This is a genomic window from Clostridium sp. TW13 (assembly GCF_024345225.1).
Lineage (GTDB): Bacteria > Bacillota > Clostridia > Clostridiales > Clostridiaceae > Inconstantimicrobium > Inconstantimicrobium mannanitabidum.
The window spans coordinates 1,919,060-1,935,130 of sequence record NZ_BROD01000001.1 but is presented as its reverse complement, the minus strand read 5'-3'; the positions used below and the strand labels follow the sequence as shown (position 1 = coordinate 1,935,130).

Below are 16,071 nucleotides of genomic sequence, written 5' to 3'. Positions count from 1 at the left end.
ATAAGTACAGATATCAAAATACAATGAAAGCTGAAATTAAATGCTAATTATTCCTATAATCAATTAGCCAATGAAAATTAATCATGGTGTTAATTTACTTAAAATGAATAAGTATTTTAATTGAAAAGTAAAAAAATAAATGATAGAATACTTTTGGGTAGTATCTTTGAAGAGGAACTATACCGGATATTTTAGCATAAATAAGGCGTCTGAAAATAAGCTAGAGTTTGAACTTATTTATTTTTTCAAGATGTCTAAGTTTAATACAACTCATATCTATAGGAATGAGATTGAAATTAGGTTGTTGTATCACTGATTATGGAGGTGGTACTTTATAAAAGTCGGATTTATTGGTCCTGGGAAGGTAGGCGTAAGTTTAGGTCGCTACTTTACTCATAAAGGGATAGAGTTAACTGGTTTTTACGGAGAGCATAAGAATTCAACTGAAGAAGCAGCTAATATTACTAAATCAAAATTTTATAACAACATAGACGATATTATTAATGAAAGTGATATATTATTTATTACAACGCCTGATGATGTCATTTCAATTATAGATAACCAATTATCGAATTATAATCTTAAGAACAAATCTATTTGCCACACTAGTGGTTCGATTGAGTCAACTGTATTAATTAATGCAAAACAATCTGGTGCATTAACCTATTCTATACACCCAATATTCGCATTTTCTAAAAAAGATATGGATTTAAAAGAATTAGAAACTATATATTTTTCTGTTGAAGGAGATGTCTCTGTAAATAATGAAAATGTACCTATAATTAATCTCATGAATAATCTTAAAAATAAATATTTTATAAGAGAAAAGGATACATCTTCAGTTTATCATTTAGCTAATGTTTTTGTTTCAAACCTAGTTTTATCTTTGCTGGAGATAGGAACAAGTTATTTAAAGGATATGGGCTTAAGTGAAAAAGAAGCGCTTAATGCTATATATCCACTTATCAAAGGGAATATTAAAAATATCTCTGAAAAAGGTTTTATGGATTCATTAACTGGACCTGTGGCCAGAGGCGATGTAAACACAATAAAAAGACATTTAGGTTCAGTAAAGCAAGGTGATAAAGAAATTTATAAAGAATTATCTTTAAATCTATTAAAACTTGTACAAATTAAAAATGCGAAAAATATGAGTACTGAAGCTTTTGCAAGTACTTCAAAAAAATATTCAGAAATAAATCAACTTTTAGGGGGAATAGAGTAGTGAAAAATACTGTATTAACTTTTAAACAATCCAAAATAGACGGCAAAAAATTAACTATGCTAACAGCTTATGATTATTCAATGGCTAAGATAATTGATGAGAGTGGAGTTGATGGCATATTAATTGGAGATTCTCTCGGAATGGTGGTAAAAGGAGAAGAAGACACATTAAGTGTGACTGTAGAGGAAATTATCTATCATACAAAGGCTGTTAAAAGAGGAGCGAAAAATGCTTTAATTGTGGCAGATATGCCTTTTTTATCTTATCATGTATCCAAAGAGCAGGCTATTTTAAATGCTGGGAGATTAGTTAAAGAAGGAGGCGCCAATGCTGTAAAGTTAGAAGGTGGTGCCAATGTTATAGAACAAATTAGAGGTATTGTAAATGCTCAAATTCCTGTAATGGGACACTTAGGGTTAACACCTCAATCTGTTAATGCCTTTGGTGGATTTAAGGTACAAGGAAAAAGCGAGGAAACTGCAAAAAAACTTATTGAAGATGCAAAGCTTATAGAAGAAGCAGGAGCTTTTGCAATTGTTCTTGAGGGGATACCTGCAAAAGTAGCTGAATTAATTACAAAATCAGTATCAATTCCTACTATAGGTATTGGTGCTGGTAAGGAATGTGATGGACAGATATTAGTTTATCAAGATATGCTTGGCATGTTCAATGACTTTATTCCAAAGTTTGTTAAGCAATACGCTAATATAGGAAATGTTATGAGAGAGGCAATAAACTCTTATATTATGGAAGTACAAAATGATACTTTCCCTGAAGAAAAGCATTGTTTTAAAATAGATGAAAATGAATTGAATAAACTTTATTAATAGAGAAGGAAGGTTGCTTAAGGTGCTAGTAAAAGAAATAAAAGAACTTAGAAGTATGATTAAATCATGGAGAAGAGAAGGTCTTTCCATTGGATTTGTACCCACTATGGGAGCTTTACATGAAGGTCATGAAAGTTTGATAAAGAGAGCTGTAGCTGAAAATGACAGAGTGGTGGTTAGTGTTTTTGTTAATCCAACACAATTTGGACCTAATGAAGATTATGATGCTTATCCAAGAAATATTGATAAAGATTTAAAACTTTGTATGAATGCTGGAGCAACAGTAGTGTTTAATCCAGAACCTAAAGAGATGTATTTTCAAGATAAATCTACAAGTGTAAGTGTTTCAGGACTTACAGATGTACTTTGTGGAGCAAAAAGACCAGGACATTTTGATGGGGTATGTCTTGTGGTTTCAAAATTCCTTAATATTGTAACTCCGGATAGAGCTTATTTTGGACAGAAGGATGCTCAACAAGTTGCAGTAATAAAGAGAATGATTAGAGATTTAAATATTGATGTAGAGATAATACCATGTCCAATAGTTAGAGAAGAAGATGGGCTTGCAAAAAGTTCAAGAAATACTTATTTGTCAGCAGAAGAAAGAAAAGCAGCTTTAGTATTAAGCAGAAGTTTAAAGATGGCTAAAAAAGCTTTGGATAATGGTGAAAGGGATGCTTATAAACTTAAGGAACTAATTAGAGTTGAAATAAGTAAGGAACCTTTAGCAAAGATTGATTATGTTGAAATTGTAGATGGCGATTCTTTAAATGATGTAGAAGTAATCGAAAGAAATATACTGGTTCCTATAGCAGTTTATATTGGAAAAACGAGATTGATAGACAATTTTACGTATGAAATTTAATGATTAAAGATAAAGAGTAAAAATTACATTAATAGGGGGAAAAATTATGATATTAACTATGTTAAAAGGAAAAATACACAGAGCAACTGTAACTCAAGCTGAATTGAATTATATGGGAAGCATTACTATAGATAAAACTCTAATGGAGGCTTCTGGTATTATAGAAAATGAAAAAGTTCAAATAGTTGATGTTAATAATGGAGAAAGGTTTGAAACTTATGTAATTCCAGGCAAAAGAGATTCAGGAGTAATCTGCTTAAATGGAGCTGCAGCAAGACTTGTGCAACCTGAGGATAAGGTGATTATTATAGCATATGCACAAATGAGTGAAGAAGAAGCTAAAAAATATAAACCGAAGGTTGTATTTATGAACGATGACAATACAATAAAAGAAATTACGAATTATGAATCTAATGAATAGAAGATAAAGAGAGTTTTAAGAAAGAATATCAACAATTTAAAGTTGGTATTCTTTTTTTATAAAAAATATTTGAAAAAGAATGTATAATATGCTATGTTAAATATAGTAAATTTAAAGGAGGAATATTAAAATGAAATTTTGTTGCTGTTGTTGTTTTGAAAATAATAAAAATTTAAAACGATAGCAGACCTGTATTCATTTTTATATTCTTATACGTTAATTAATAAACTGCAGGTTTAACTTGTAGTTTTTCTTTTTAGGCATCTTCAAAAATAAGTAAGTCCATATGCGATGGATATTTGACTTGTTATTTATTTTCAGATGCCTTATATAAGAAAAACTACAAATTCCTGCAGTTTTTTGTTTACATAAATTTAGATGGAGGTACAATTATGAAACTAAAAATTTATAACAGTGAAAGTAGAAGGAAAGAGGAATTTAATGAAATAGAAAATGGAGAGGTTAAATTATATACTTGTGGACCAACAGTATACAATTACGCTCATATAGGAAATTTGAGAACCTATATTTTTGAAGATGTACTTAAAAAAGTACTAAAGTATCAGGGATATAAAGTTAAACATGTAATGAATATAACTGATGTAGGTCACCTTCAATCTGATGGAGATGAGGGTGAAGATAAGATGGAGCTTGGAGCAAAAAGAGAAAATAAAAATGTATTAGAACTAGCAAGGTTTTATGAAGAGGCTTTCTTTAAAGATTTAGAAAGACTAAATATAGAACCTCCAACAGTAAAAGCCAGAGCTACAGAACACATAGAGGATATGATAAACCTTATAAAGCTTTTAGAGTCTAAAGGATATACCTATGTTGCAAATAGAAATGTTTATTTTTCTATAGATAAATTTCCCAATTATGATAAATTAGCAAACTTAAATGTGACTGAATTAATGGCAGGAAGCAGAATTGAGGTAGATAAATTCAAGAAAAATCCCTTAGATTTTGTTTTGTGGTTTGTGAATTCTAAATATAAGAATCATATTCTACAATGGGATTCTCCTTGGGGAATAGGTTTTCCAGGATGGCATATGGAATGCTCTGCAATAGCAATTAAATACTTGGGAGAAAATATTGATATACATTGTGGTGGAATAGATCATTTGCCTGTACATCATACAAACGAGGTTGCGCAATCAGAAGCAGCCTTGGGGCATAAATGGGTAAATTATTGGGTTCATGGAAATTATCTTATATTAGAGAATGAAAAGATGTCTAAATCAAGTGGAACCTTTTATACATTAGATAAATTAATTGAGGATGGATTTTCACCAATGGATTATAGGTTTTATGTATTACAATCTCAATATAGAAAGACATTGACTTTTAATTATGAAAGTTTGCACGAAGCTAAAAAGTCATTTGAATCAATGAAGAACAGAATTTTTACAGTAATAAACAATATAAATAAAGATGAAAGTATCAATGAAGCAGCAATAGAAGCTTTTAAAGATAAATTTAATGAATCAATCTATGACGATTTAAATCTAGCTAATGCATTTACAGTTTTACATGAGGTGATAAAGAGTAAAGATTTAAATAATATAGAAAAGAAGCTATTAATAGGTGATTTTGATAGAGTTTTTAGCTTGGATTTATTAAATGTAGCAAAGCCTATTACATTAGATAAAGATAAGGCTGAAAAAGTTGAAGATTTAATAAAAGAAAGATCTTTAGCAAGAGCAAATAAGCAATGGAAGAAAGCTGATGAGATACGAGATTTGCTACTAGAACAAAATATAGAAATAAAGGATACTAAAGAAGGTACTACATGGAGGTTAATGTGAATATAAATAATTCTTTTGGAGAAAATATAGAACTCTCTTGTTAATGATGCAATTATAATCAAAAGTTTAATGACGTTTGAAAAAATATTATAAATGGCATATATTCGATTGAATTCCTTGTAAAAATATGTTATCATATTTAAGAATTTACAAGTACAAGGGGGAAGAATTATGTCAACAGCTGGATATGTAGTAATGGGATTGTTTTTTGTTGCATTTATAGCCTTATTAGTTTTTGTTGTTATAAGAGCTAAAAGTGCTGTTAAGGTTGAAGATGCAGATATACCAGGACAAGTGAAATCAATAATAGAAAAGGTGGTTCCTGATAGTTTAGGGTATATGGCAGTGCCTATACGTTCTAAGCAAAGTGCAGGTAGTATGTTAAAAGATACCTTAAAGGATGTAGCGATAGGAGGGTTAACTGGTTATAGAATATATAGATATGAACCTGATGAACAGCTACTTTTAATCTTTGGACATATGCAAATGTTTTTTGTGCCAGTTTATACTGATAATCGTAGCAAAGAGATAAGAATAAATTTAAAGAGAACTTCTCAGGTAACGGTGCAAGATTTAATTAAAGTGAAATGTAATGGTTCTGGCTCATCAGTAAAGTTAAAATTTAATGATAAACAAACTTTTTTGTTTGGTGCAATGAGTGAATTTTTCTTTGCAAGGGCAACTGCAAAAGAGGAGAAAATGAGATTTGCGGAATTTATAAATAATTTTCAAGATACAGTGAACCGTAAGTAAAATAATTGGACGAACTATAGAAAACGTGTTGGGTAGATTTCAGCACGTTTTTTTATTATTTTTAATGAAAATTGTTAGTTTGGATTTTCTTGTTAATAAAGCAAGTAATACAATATGCGTGTATTTTTTTCCACTTATAGGGCAGTATATTAATAGAAAAATATTAGAGGAGTTAGTGATGCTTAGAAAAAGGGATCTTTTGAACAATGAAGTTTTTTTTATAAATGGTAAGAAAGTTGGAGTTGTAAAAGAAATTCTTGTAGATTTTGCAAGAAAAAAAGTTATTGGATTGGAAGTGAGCTATCTTGGAATTTTATCTCATAAGGTAGTTTGTACTGAAGATATAATATCAATAGATAAAAAAATTATAATAAATAAGTTTTCCAATACAGAGGGAATTAATTTATCTAAAATAATGGATTTGGACATAATAGATAAAAAAGGTGAATTAAAAGGCAATGTGGAAGATATTATTGTAAGTAAAGATGATTTTTCTATTGAAGGTCTAATTTGCACTTCAGGATTTTTTCGAAAGATTTTAGAAGGAAAGACTATTTTTACTTTGGACACACTAATTTTGGGAGAAGACAATATCCTATATTTTGGAGATTACAAAGTAACGTTAAAAAGCATGCCTCACAAACTTATAAGGGATGATAATTGTGATAGATAGGTTGAAAAAGCATACTTTTATAATAATTATATTTTTACTAATTATGATTATAGTGCTGACTTTAATATATGTTAAGTTTATTAGAGAAGTTGCATATTTAGTTTTTGTATCGTTTTTATTGGCATATTTTTTAAAGCCAATATATAAAGCAATTTGTAAAAAAATAAAACTTAACAAAAGGTTAATTGCAGCAATAGTTGTATTTTCTACTTTTGGTTTGATAATACTTATTTCTATAATGCTTGTGTCAAGTTTAATCAAAGAATGGAATAACATTGACAAGATATTAGATTCTATAGAAGAGTTATTTAAAAATTTAGAAAATAATCTTAAATTTAAGGATTTTAATTTTGTAGAGGTAATTAATAATCAGATATTTGAAAAGATAAATGTGGTTTTGTATAGATTATCTACTAATGGGATTGATGATATCATCAATGTAGGTGAAAACTTAATGGCTTTTGCAATAGTTCCATTTATAAGTTATTATTTTTTGGCTGATGGAAAAAAGATGATTGAAAAGATTTTTTTATTATTGCCAGTAAGTAAAAAGAGGTTTGCAAGAGATATGACAAATAATATAGATGTGTTGCTTGGAAAATATATTTTTAGTCAGATTATTTTATGTGGAATTATAGGAGTACTGACTTTTATACCATTATTTTTTATGGGAGTACCATTACCACTTTGGTTATCATTTATAAATGCTGTTTTTAATCTTGTGCCTTACTTTGGACCAATAATAGGAGCAATACCAGCTATAATTGTAGCACTTATTAAATCAAAAACTCTTGCGTTATGGACTGCAGGGATTTTGTTTGCAATTCAGCAAGTAGAAGGAAATGTTATATGTCCTCTAATCACAGCATATAGTGTTAAGCTTCACCCATTATCAGTGATAGTTTTAGTTCTAATTGGAGAAAAATTTGGAGGGATTTTTGGTATGATTCTTGCAATTCCAGTAGGAGTAATAATCAAACAGGTTTATGAAGATATAAATTATTATTTATATTAATTTATAAAGATTCTTGACTGAATTTAGTATTTAGAATATAATTTTACCATAAGTTAATATGTAGCGATGAATAGGATGAGTAAATTTGATTTAAACTTTCAGGGAAGAAGTGGGTAGTGTGAACTTCTAAGTTTAGCATTTTGAAGCTACCTAGGAGCAACAGACTATTAAAGTGATGTATGTAAAATACATAATTAGGGTGGTACCACGGATATAGAACTTTCGTCCCTTGCAGAGTGATGAAGGTTTTTTTTTGTATAAAAATATATTTATTATGGAGGAACACAAAATGAAATTTATGAAGACAAGTGAGATTAGAGAAAGCTATTTAGGCTTTTTTGAAAGCAAAGGACATTTAAGAATGGATTCATTCTCTTTAGTTCCTAAAAATGATAAGAGTCTACTTCTTATTAATGCTGGTATGGCACCATTGAAGCCATATTTTACAGGCGTTGAAGAGCCACCTAGAAGGAGAGTAACTACTTGTCAAAAGTGTATAAGAACTGGTGATATTGAGAATGTAGGAAAAACATCAAGACATGGTACATTTTTTGAGATGCTTGGAAACTTTTCTTTTGGAGATTATTTTAAGAATGAAATTATTCCATGGGCATGGGAATATATAACTGGAGTTTTACAAATTCCAAAGGATAAATTGTTTGTTACAATATATCTTGATGATGATGAAGCTTATGAAATTTGGACTACTAAAACAGATATGGATCCAAATAGAATATTTAGATTAGGAAAAGAAGATAATTTCTGGGAACACGGTTCAGGTCCATGTGGTCCATGTACAGAAATACATTATAATAAGGCAGGGGTTACTGTTACTACTGCTGAAGAATTTGTAAAAGCAGGTGATGAAGATAAGATAGTTGAATTTTGGAATCTTGTATTTACACAATTTGATGGAGATGGAAAAGGAAACTATGAAAGACTTGCAAATCCTAACATAGATACTGGTATGGGTCTTGAAAGAATGGCTACAATCATGCAAGGTGTAGATAATATTTTTGAAATTGATATAGTAAAAGATATTTTACAAGGAGTATGTGGTATAGTTGGTAAAGAATATGGCAAAGATAAAAATACAGATATTTCTTTAAGAATTATAACTGATCACGTGAAAAGTGTTTCTATGATGTTATGTGATGGAGTTCAACCATCTAATGAAGGAAGAGGTTATGTTCTTAGAAGATTACTAAGAAGAGCTGCTAGACATGGCAGATTACTTGGTGTTAAAGATGAATTCTTATATAAAGTAGTAGACTTTGTAATTGATAATTATGGGGATGCTTATCCAGCATTACATCAAAAGGCAGACTATATTAAGAAGATTGTGACTTTAGAAGAAAAGAGATTCAATGAAACTATAGATTCTGGAATGGATATTCTAAAAGAATATATTGAAGAAGCAGTGAAGGAAAACAAAACTGTTTTAGAAGGAGAAAAAGCATTTAAGCTTTATGATACTTATGGTTTCCCATTAGAATTAACAGAAGAAATTTTAGAGGAAAAAAGCATAACAGTTGATATAGAAGAATTTAATAAGAATATGAAGGATCAAAGAGAAAGAGCTAGAGCTGCTAGAGGTGAAAGTTCATATATGGGAGCAGATGAAGTGCCACTAAACAAGATAGATGCTTCTATAACAACTAAATTTGATGGATATAATAATACTACATTAAAATCTAACATTCTAGTTATAGTTACAGATGAAGAAGAAAGAACAGCTTTGACAAGTGGAGAAACAGGATATGTATTTACTGAAACTACACCATTCTATGCTGAAATGGGAGGTCAAGTAGGAGATACAGGACTTATTTTAACAGAAACTGCAAAGGTTAAAGTTACAAATTGTAAGAAAAATGTTGGTGGCAAAATAGCTCATTATGTTGAAGTGCTTGAAGGTTCTATAGCTGTAGGTGAAACTGTAGAATTAAAGGTATGTGAAAAGAAAAGAAAGAATGTATGTAAGAATCATACAGCAACACATATGTTACAGGAAGCTTTAAGAGAAGTTTTAGGCGAACATGTACATCAATCAGGTTCTTATGTTGATGAAGAAAGATTAAGATTTGACTTCACACATTTTTCAGCTTTATCAAAAGAAGAAATAGAAAAGGCTGAAATAATAGTAAATGAAAAGATAATGGATGTTTTTGATGTTGTAACGAATGTTATGACCATTGAAGAAGCAAAAAAATCAGGTGCTATGGCTTTATTTGATGACAAATATTCCGAAGAAGTTAGAGTAGTATCAGTAGGAGATTTCTCAAAAGAATTATGTGGTGGAACTCACGTTAGAAATTCAGGAGAAATTGGTTTATTCAAGATAATATCAGAAAGTGGTGTTGCTGCTGGTGTTAGAAGAATAGAAGCACTTACAGGTTTTGGAGCAATACATTATGTAGAGTCTAAAAACAAAGAACTTAAGGAAATATCATCAATATTAAAATGTTCTGAATCAGATGTAATTAAGAAAATAGAGCAACAATCAAATGAATTAAAAATAAAAGAAAAAGAAATAATAGAGTTAAAAAATAAATTAGCTTCAGGTGCAGAAGAAGATATTCTAAACAACATAAAAGAAGTTGAAGGAATTAAAGTATTATCAGCTGCATTAAAGGATATAGATGGAAATGCCTTAAGAGACTTATGTGATAAAATGAGAGATAAAATAGGATCAGGAGTAGTAGTTCTTGGAAGTGAAGTAAGTGGAAAAGTTAATTTTGTTGCTATGGCTTCTAAGGATACTTTACCAAAAGGAATTCATTGTGGTAAAATAATTAAAGAAGTAGCAACTATAGCTGGAGGCAGTGGTGGTGGAAGACCAGATATGGCTCAAGCTGGTGGTAAAGATGCTGAAAAATTAGAATGTGCAATGGAAAATGTTTTTGAAATAGTAAAAAAATTAGTTAAATAGTATACAAAATTAAAAACATAATGTATAATTAACGTAATAAATAAATATTATTGTTGAAGTTTTTGGTACCCAATTAAAATAAATTATAACGGTTATGAAACTAAATGTGATTGCCAGGGGGCGAATTTATGAGCAACGAAAATTTACAAAACACAATGCAATTTGATTTTCCGAAGGACAAAAAGGATTTAACTAAGACTATACTTAACGAAGTATATACTTCCCTTAAGGAGAAAGGTTATAATCCTGTTAATCAACTTGTTGGATATATAATTTCAGGTGACCCTACTTACATCACTAATTATAACGGAGCAAGAGCTTTAGTGAGGAAATTAGAGCGAGATGAAATATTAGAAGAGGTCATAAAGTCTTATTTAGAAATAAAGTAAAGAGTGTCCTTTGACACTCTTTTATTTGTTAAGAGGTGAATTAATGAGAATATTAGGGCTAGATGTGGGCTCAAAGACAATAGGAGTAGCTATGAGTGATCCATTAGGTTGGACTGCTCAAGGAATTACAACTATAAAAAGAAAAAATTTCAAAGAGGACATAGCCGCTGTAAAAAAAATGTATGATGAAAATCATGTAGATAAGATAGTTATTGGGTTGCCTAAAAATATGAATGGAACTCTTGGGCATACTGCTGAAATGGTGGAGGATTTTTGTGAGAGATTAAAAAGAGAGTTCTCACCTGAAATCATTATGTGGGATGAAAGACTTACTACAGTTGCCGCACATAAAGCAATGTTAGAAGCAGATCTTTCAAGAGAAAAAAGAAAAAAAATTGTGGATAAAATAGCAGCTATTTATATATTGCAAGGATATCTTGATAGAATATCAAATAGTTAGTTTTAAATATATATAATAAGGAGAGAGTATAATGCAAAACAATGTAGATACAATAGTATTATATGATGAAAATGGAGAAGAAACTGAATTTAACGTGGTTGTAAAGTTTGACATTGAGGACAGTGAATATGTAGTAGTTACGCCGGTAGAAGCCTCAGAGGAAGATGTAGCAATTCCGTTAAAAATAGTAAAAGATAATGAAGGCAATGAACTATTTGAAACAGTTGAAGATGAACAAGAATTTGATATGGTAGCAGAGGCATATAATACATTGTTTGCTGATGAGGAGAATTAGTGAGGTGTTTTTATGATTGCTGCAATCAGTGAAAATGATATAAAAAAATTAAAAGAAGACTTAAAGCAAAAGGGATACAAACTGACACCTCAAAGAAGAGCAATTGTTGATACAATAATTGCAGGTAAGGGTTCTCATTTGACTGCGGAAGAAATTTATGATGAGGTCAAAAAGTTATGTCCAGAAATAGGTCTTGCTACAGTTTATAGAACAATAATACTGCTTGAAGAAATAGGACTAATTTATAAGCTTGAATTAAATGATGGTTGTAGTAGATATGAATTAGCAAATAAAGATGAAGTTCATAGACATCATCATTTAGTCTGTAACAAGTGTGGCAGTGTAATAGAGGTTCAGGATGATTTACTAGAAAATCTTGAAACAGAAATAGAAAAAAAATATAATTTTAAGATAAAGGATCATAGTGTTAAATTTTTTGGACTATGTAGTGAGTGTAGAAAAGATGGATAATACAATTAGAGAAGTGCAAAATATGGATGATAACAATGTAAAAGAAAAAACTAACTATCCTAGAAGAAGACCGTATAGAACGCCTAAAAAACAGGAAGTTAAGGCTGAAAATAAGGTTGAAAATAAGGAAATAAAAGAAGAAAAAAATGAGCAAATAGTTGAGGACGTAAAGAGTGAAAATGTTCAAGTAAAGCCAAAAGCGAAAACTCAAACAAGAAGAAAACCTACAACTAAAAAAGAAAAGCAGAAGATAAAAATAATACCATTAGGTGGACTTAATGAGATTGGAAAGAATATAACAGTTATAGAATATAAAGATGAAATTGCTATAATTGATTGTGGACTTAAGTTCCCTGAAGAAGATATGTTTGGAATTGATATAGTTATTCCTGATATTTCATATCTTCTTAAGAATAAGGATAAAATAAAGGGTATTTTCTTAACTCATGGACATGAGGATCATATTGGCGCATTACCATATGTTCTTAAGCAAATCAATGTACCAGTATATGGAACAAAACTAACATTGGGTATTGTAGAAACAAAGCTTAAGGAACATAATTTACTAAGCGTAGTGGATTTAAAGAGAATACAACCAAGAGATATTATAAAACTTGATAATATGTCTGTGGAATTTATAAAAACCAACCATAGTATAGCTGATTCAGTAGCTATTGCAGTTCACACACCTTTAGGTGTAGTGCTTCATACTGGAGATTTTAAAATAGACTATACACCAATAGATGGAGAAGTTATGGATTTTGCTAGATTTGCGGAATTAGGCAAAAAAGGTGTTATAGCTATGTTGGCTGATAGTACAAATGTTGAACGTGATGGTTATACTCAATCTGAAAAGAGTGTTGGAGAAAAACTTGAGATGTTGTTTGGCAAGGCAAAAGGCAGAATATTAGTGGCTACTTTTGCATCAAATATTCATAGAATTCAACAAATTGTAAAAGCAGCAGAAAAGTATGGAAGAAGAGTTGCTGTCTCAGGAAGAAGCATGGAAAATATTGTACAGGTAGGTATTGAACTTGGTTACTTAGTTGTGGAAAAAGATACTATGATTGGTATTGATGACATAAATAAATATACTGAGGATAAAATTGTTGTTATTACTACAGGTAGCCAAGGGGAACCAATGTCTGCTTTAGCAAGAATGGCAGCATCAGAGCATAAGAAAATTAATATTGTGCCAGGAGATATGGTTATAATATCAGCAACTCCAATACCAGGAAATGAAAAACTAGTATCTAAGATAATAAATCAATTAGTTAAAAAAGGTGCTAACGTGATTTATGGATCAGCACAAGGTATTCACGTTTCAGGGCATGCATGTAAGGAAGAACTTAAACTTATGCAGACTCTAGTAAGACCAAAGTTCTTTATCCCAGTTCATGGGGAGTATAGACATTTGAAGCAACATGGAGAGTTAGCCACTACTGTAGGATTAAAGCCTGAGAATTTAATTATAGGCGATAATGGTGATATTATAGAAGTGACTAGAGACAGTATAAAGAAAAATGGTACAGTTACTTCAGGACAAATATTTGTAGATGGACTTGGTGTAGGTGATGTAGGAAATATAGTATTAAGAGACAGAAAGCATTTATCTCAAGATGGTATATTAACTGTTGTTGCTACTATAGAAAGAGAATCAGGTATGATAATAGCTGGACCAGATATTATTTCTAGAGGATTTGTATATGTAAGAGAATCTGAAATTCTAATGGATGAAGCTAGAGAAATCGTTAGAAATGTCCTAAGAGAATGTGAAGAAAATAAAATAACTGATTGGGCTACATTGAAATCTAGTATTAGAGATAGTTTAAGAAGCTTTTTATATGAAAAGACTAAGAGAAAACCTATGATTTTACCTATAATTATGGAAATATAAACAAAGAATATTTACTTGGTTTTAGGAAAAATTATAGATTAAGAATAAATGTATTTAATGAATGTCAACGCATATAAATTTAAAATAAATTGACATTTTCATTAACTAATATTAAAATTGACTATGACAAATTGGATACTAAAGTGTATCCAATTTTGTTTGTATAAAAATTGGAGGAAAAGAAATGGAACTTATTAGTAGAAATGATATAAGAAATATTGCAATTATTGCCCACGTTGACCACGGTAAGACAACTTTGGTTGATGCACTTTTAAAACAGAGTAATATATTCAGAGCAAATGAAAAAGTTAACGAAAGAGTTATGGATTCAAACGATCTAGAAAAAGAAAGAGGAATTACTATTCTTTCTAAAAATACAGCAGTTTATCATAATGATATTAAAATAAACATTATTGATACACCAGGTCATGCTGATTTCGGTGGAGAAGTTGAACGTGTTCTTAAAATGGTAGATAGCGTTTTATTGGTAGTAGACTCTTATGAAGGTCCAATGCCTCAAACAAAGTTCGTTTTAAGAAAATCTCTTGAACTAGGATTGAATCCAATAGTTGTTATTAACAAAATTGATAAACCAGATGCAAGACCAGAAGAAGTAATAGATGAAGTATTTGAATTATTTATGGAATTAGGTGCAAATGATGAACAACTAGATTTCCCAATAGTTTATGCTTCTGCTAGAAATGGTATAGCTAAACTTAATGTTGAAGATGAAAGCACAACAATGGAACCTTTATTTAAAACTATAGTTGAGCATGTACAACCACCAAAGGGATACATAGATGAACCATTACAAATGCTTGTTACTACATTAGATAGCAATGAATTCGTTGGAAAGATTGTTATTGGAAAAATTGTAAGAGGTAAAATATCAAAAAATCAAACTGTTGCTTTAGTTAGACAGGATGGTACAAAGAAAAATTATAAAGTATCTAATGTATATACATATAATGGTCTTAAAAGAGAAGATGTAGAAGAAGCATCACTTGGTGATATAGTTGCATTAAGTGGAATTTTAGATGCAAATATAGGTGAAACTATAGCAGATGTTAATTGCCCAGAAGCACTACCATTTGTTGATATAGACGAGCCTACATTAAATATGAATTTTATGGTTAATGATTCTCCATTTGCCGGAAAAGAAGGAGACTTTGTAACTTCAAGACATTTAAGAAATAGATTAATGTCAGAGCTTGAGACTAATGTAAGCTTAAGAGTAGAAGAATTATCTCCAGATTGTTTCAAGGTAAGTGGTAGAGGAGAATTACATTTATCTATATTAATTGAAACTATGAGAAGAGAAGGTTATGAATTCCAAGTTTCAAGACCTAACGTAATATTTAAAGAAGAAAATGGTAAGAAATTAGAACCTTTTGAATATTTAACAATTGATGTTCCAGAAGAATTTATGGGAGCTGTTATGGAGAAACTTGGACCAAGAAAAGCTGAAATGGTTAATATGACTTCAGCTGTAAATGGTTATACAAGATTAGAATTTAGAATACCAGCAAGAGGATTAATTGGTTTTAGAAATGAATTCCTAACAGATACTAAGGGTAATGGTATAATGAATCATGTGTTTGATAGTTACGAGCCATATGCTGGAGAAATCCCAGGTAGAACGAGAGGATCATTAGTTGTATTTGAATCAGGTACTTCAATTGGATATGGATTATTCAATGCTCAAGAAAGAGGAACATTATTTATGGGACCAGGAGTTGATGTATATGCAGGAATGGTTTGTGGTGAATGTTCTAGAGCAGAGGATATTGATGTAAATGTATGTAAAAAGAAACATTTATCTAATACAAGATCTTCAGGATCAGACGATGCTTTAAAATTAATACCAGCTAGAGATATGTCACTTGAACAATGTCTAGAATTTATAAATTCAGATGAATTAGTTGAAGTTACTCCAAAGAGTATAAGAATAAGAAAAGCAATCTTAGATTCAGCAGAAAGAAAGAGAGCTGCAAGAAGATAATAAGGGTATTAGCTATATAATATGCTTCATAAAGTAAATAGCCC

At 30.2% G+C, this 16,071-nt stretch carries 15 protein-coding genes, 1 pseudogene and 1 other annotated feature; all 16 genes and pseudogenes read left to right on the top strand.

Annotated elements, in window-relative coordinates; genetic code table 11:
• Positions 1–334: 334 nt before the first annotated feature.
• Positions 335–619 (top strand): annotated as a pseudogene (locus OCU47_RS09560) (Gfo/Idh/MocA family oxidoreductase); the annotation flags it as partial.
• A gap of 84 nt (positions 620–703) precedes the next feature.
• Positions 704–1,225 carry a DUF2520 domain-containing protein gene (locus OCU47_RS09555; RefSeq protein WP_261828371.1) on the top strand — a complete coding sequence of 174 codons (522 nt, stop codon included), beginning with the start codon at positions 704–706 and terminating at the stop codon, positions 1,223–1,225.
• On the top strand, positions 1,225–2,052 hold the full coding sequence (panB, locus tag OCU47_RS09550; RefSeq protein ID WP_261828370.1) for a 3-methyl-2-oxobutanoate hydroxymethyltransferase: 828 nt from the start codon (positions 1,225–1,227) through the stop codon (positions 2,050–2,052). The genes OCU47_RS09555 and panB overlap by 1 nt, the downstream gene beginning before the upstream one ends.
• A 22-nt stretch (positions 2,053–2,074) precedes the next feature.
• The gene (gene panC, locus OCU47_RS09545; protein WP_261828369.1) at positions 2,075–2,917 is read left to right on the top strand and encodes a pantoate--beta-alanine ligase; all 843 of its coding nucleotides are present in this window, start codon (positions 2,075–2,077) and stop codon (positions 2,915–2,917) included.
• A gap of 46 nt (positions 2,918–2,963) precedes the next feature.
• Entirely contained in the window at positions 2,964–3,338 is a 375-nt protein-coding gene (gene panD, locus OCU47_RS09540) for an aspartate 1-decarboxylase (RefSeq protein ID WP_261828368.1), read from the top strand.
• 392 nt (positions 3,339–3,730) lie between these two features.
• Positions 3,731–5,143 carry a cysteine--tRNA ligase gene (gene cysS / locus OCU47_RS09535; RefSeq protein ID WP_261828367.1) on the top strand — a complete coding sequence of 471 codons (1,413 nt, stop codon included), beginning with the start codon at positions 3,731–3,733 and terminating at the stop codon, positions 5,141–5,143.
• A gap of 171 nt (positions 5,144–5,314) precedes the next feature.
• On the top strand, positions 5,315–5,896 hold the full coding sequence (locus OCU47_RS09530; RefSeq protein ID WP_261828366.1) for a hypothetical protein: 582 nt from the start codon (positions 5,315–5,317) through the stop codon (positions 5,894–5,896).
• A gap of 178 nt (positions 5,897–6,074) precedes the next feature.
• Positions 6,075–6,569: a PRC-barrel domain-containing protein gene (locus OCU47_RS09525; RefSeq protein ID WP_261828365.1), complete on the top strand. Its 495-nt coding sequence runs from the start codon at positions 6,075–6,077 to the stop codon at positions 6,567–6,569.
• Complete coding sequence (locus OCU47_RS09520) at positions 6,559–7,584, top strand: AI-2E family transporter (protein ID WP_261828364.1); 1,026 nt, start codon at positions 6,559–6,561, stop codon at positions 7,582–7,584. The genes OCU47_RS09525 and OCU47_RS09520 overlap by 11 nt, the downstream gene beginning before the upstream one ends.
• Positions 7,585–7,641: 57 nt before the next feature.
• Positions 7,642–7,817: a binding site (T-box leader), on the top strand.
• 56 nt (positions 7,818–7,873) lie between these two features.
• The gene (alaS, locus tag OCU47_RS09515) at positions 7,874–10,513 is read left to right on the top strand and encodes an alanine--tRNA ligase (protein WP_261828363.1); all 2,640 of its coding nucleotides are present in this window, start codon (positions 7,874–7,876) and stop codon (positions 10,511–10,513) included.
• A 128-nt stretch (positions 10,514–10,641) separates the two neighbouring features.
• Positions 10,642–10,902 (top strand): IreB family regulatory phosphoprotein, encoded by a 261-nt coding sequence (locus OCU47_RS09510; RefSeq protein WP_261828362.1) that lies wholly within the window; start codon positions 10,642–10,644, stop codon positions 10,900–10,902.
• A 43-nt stretch (positions 10,903–10,945) separates the two neighbouring features.
• Positions 10,946–11,362, top strand: coding sequence for a Holliday junction resolvase RuvX (gene ruvX / locus OCU47_RS09505; RefSeq protein WP_261828361.1), 417 nt, complete (start codon positions 10,946–10,948; stop codon positions 11,360–11,362).
• Positions 11,363–11,393: 31 nt separating this feature from the next.
• Positions 11,394–11,657: a DUF1292 domain-containing protein gene (locus OCU47_RS09500; RefSeq protein WP_261828360.1), complete on the top strand. Its 264-nt coding sequence runs from the start codon at positions 11,394–11,396 to the stop codon at positions 11,655–11,657.
• 12 nt (positions 11,658–11,669) lie between these two features.
• The gene (locus OCU47_RS09495) at positions 11,670–12,128 is read left to right on the top strand and encodes a Fur family transcriptional regulator (RefSeq protein ID WP_261828359.1); all 459 of its coding nucleotides are present in this window, start codon (positions 11,670–11,672) and stop codon (positions 12,126–12,128) included.
• Positions 12,121–14,025 carry a ribonuclease J gene (locus tag OCU47_RS09490; RefSeq protein ID WP_261828358.1) on the top strand — a complete coding sequence of 635 codons (1,905 nt, stop codon included), beginning with the start codon at positions 12,121–12,123 and terminating at the stop codon, positions 14,023–14,025. The genes OCU47_RS09495 and OCU47_RS09490 overlap by 8 nt, the downstream gene beginning before the upstream one ends.
• A gap of 184 nt (positions 14,026–14,209) precedes the next feature.
• Complete coding sequence (typA, locus tag OCU47_RS09485; protein WP_261828357.1) at positions 14,210–16,027, top strand: translational GTPase TypA; 1,818 nt, start codon at positions 14,210–14,212, stop codon at positions 16,025–16,027.
• Positions 16,028–16,071 lie beyond the last annotated feature (44 nt).

Excerpts from the sequence above, each read along its gene's own strand:
- OCU47_RS09555 (WP_261828371.1), top strand. The coding sequence starts at position 704 with ATGGATTTAAAAGAATTAGAAACTATATATTTTTCTGTTGAAGGAGAT.
- panD (WP_261828368.1), top strand. The coding sequence starts at position 2,964 with ATGATATTAACTATGTTAAAAGGAAAAATACACAGAGCAACTGTAACT.
- cysS (WP_261828367.1), top strand. The coding sequence starts at position 3,731 with ATGAAACTAAAAATTTATAACAGTGAAAGTAGAAGGAAAGAGGAATTT.
- OCU47_RS09530 (WP_261828366.1), top strand. The coding sequence starts at position 5,315 with ATGTCAACAGCTGGATATGTAGTAATGGGATTGTTTTTTGTTGCATTT.
- OCU47_RS09525 (WP_261828365.1), top strand. The coding sequence starts at position 6,075 with ATGCTTAGAAAAAGGGATCTTTTGAACAATGAAGTTTTTTTTATAAAT.
- alaS (WP_261828363.1), top strand. The coding sequence starts at position 7,874 with ATGAAATTTATGAAGACAAGTGAGATTAGAGAAAGCTATTTAGGCTTT.
- OCU47_RS09510 (WP_261828362.1), top strand. The coding sequence starts at position 10,642 with ATGAGCAACGAAAATTTACAAAACACAATGCAATTTGATTTTCCGAAG.
- ruvX (WP_261828361.1), top strand. The coding sequence starts at position 10,946 with ATGAGAATATTAGGGCTAGATGTGGGCTCAAAGACAATAGGAGTAGCT.
- OCU47_RS09500 (WP_261828360.1), top strand. The coding sequence starts at position 11,394 with ATGCAAAACAATGTAGATACAATAGTATTATATGATGAAAATGGAGAA.
- OCU47_RS09495 (WP_261828359.1), top strand. The coding sequence starts at position 11,670 with ATGATTGCTGCAATCAGTGAAAATGATATAAAAAAATTAAAAGAAGAC.
- OCU47_RS09490 (WP_261828358.1), top strand. The coding sequence starts at position 12,121 with ATGGATAATACAATTAGAGAAGTGCAAAATATGGATGATAACAATGTA.
- typA (WP_261828357.1), top strand. The coding sequence starts at position 14,210 with ATGGAACTTATTAGTAGAAATGATATAAGAAATATTGCAATTATTGCC.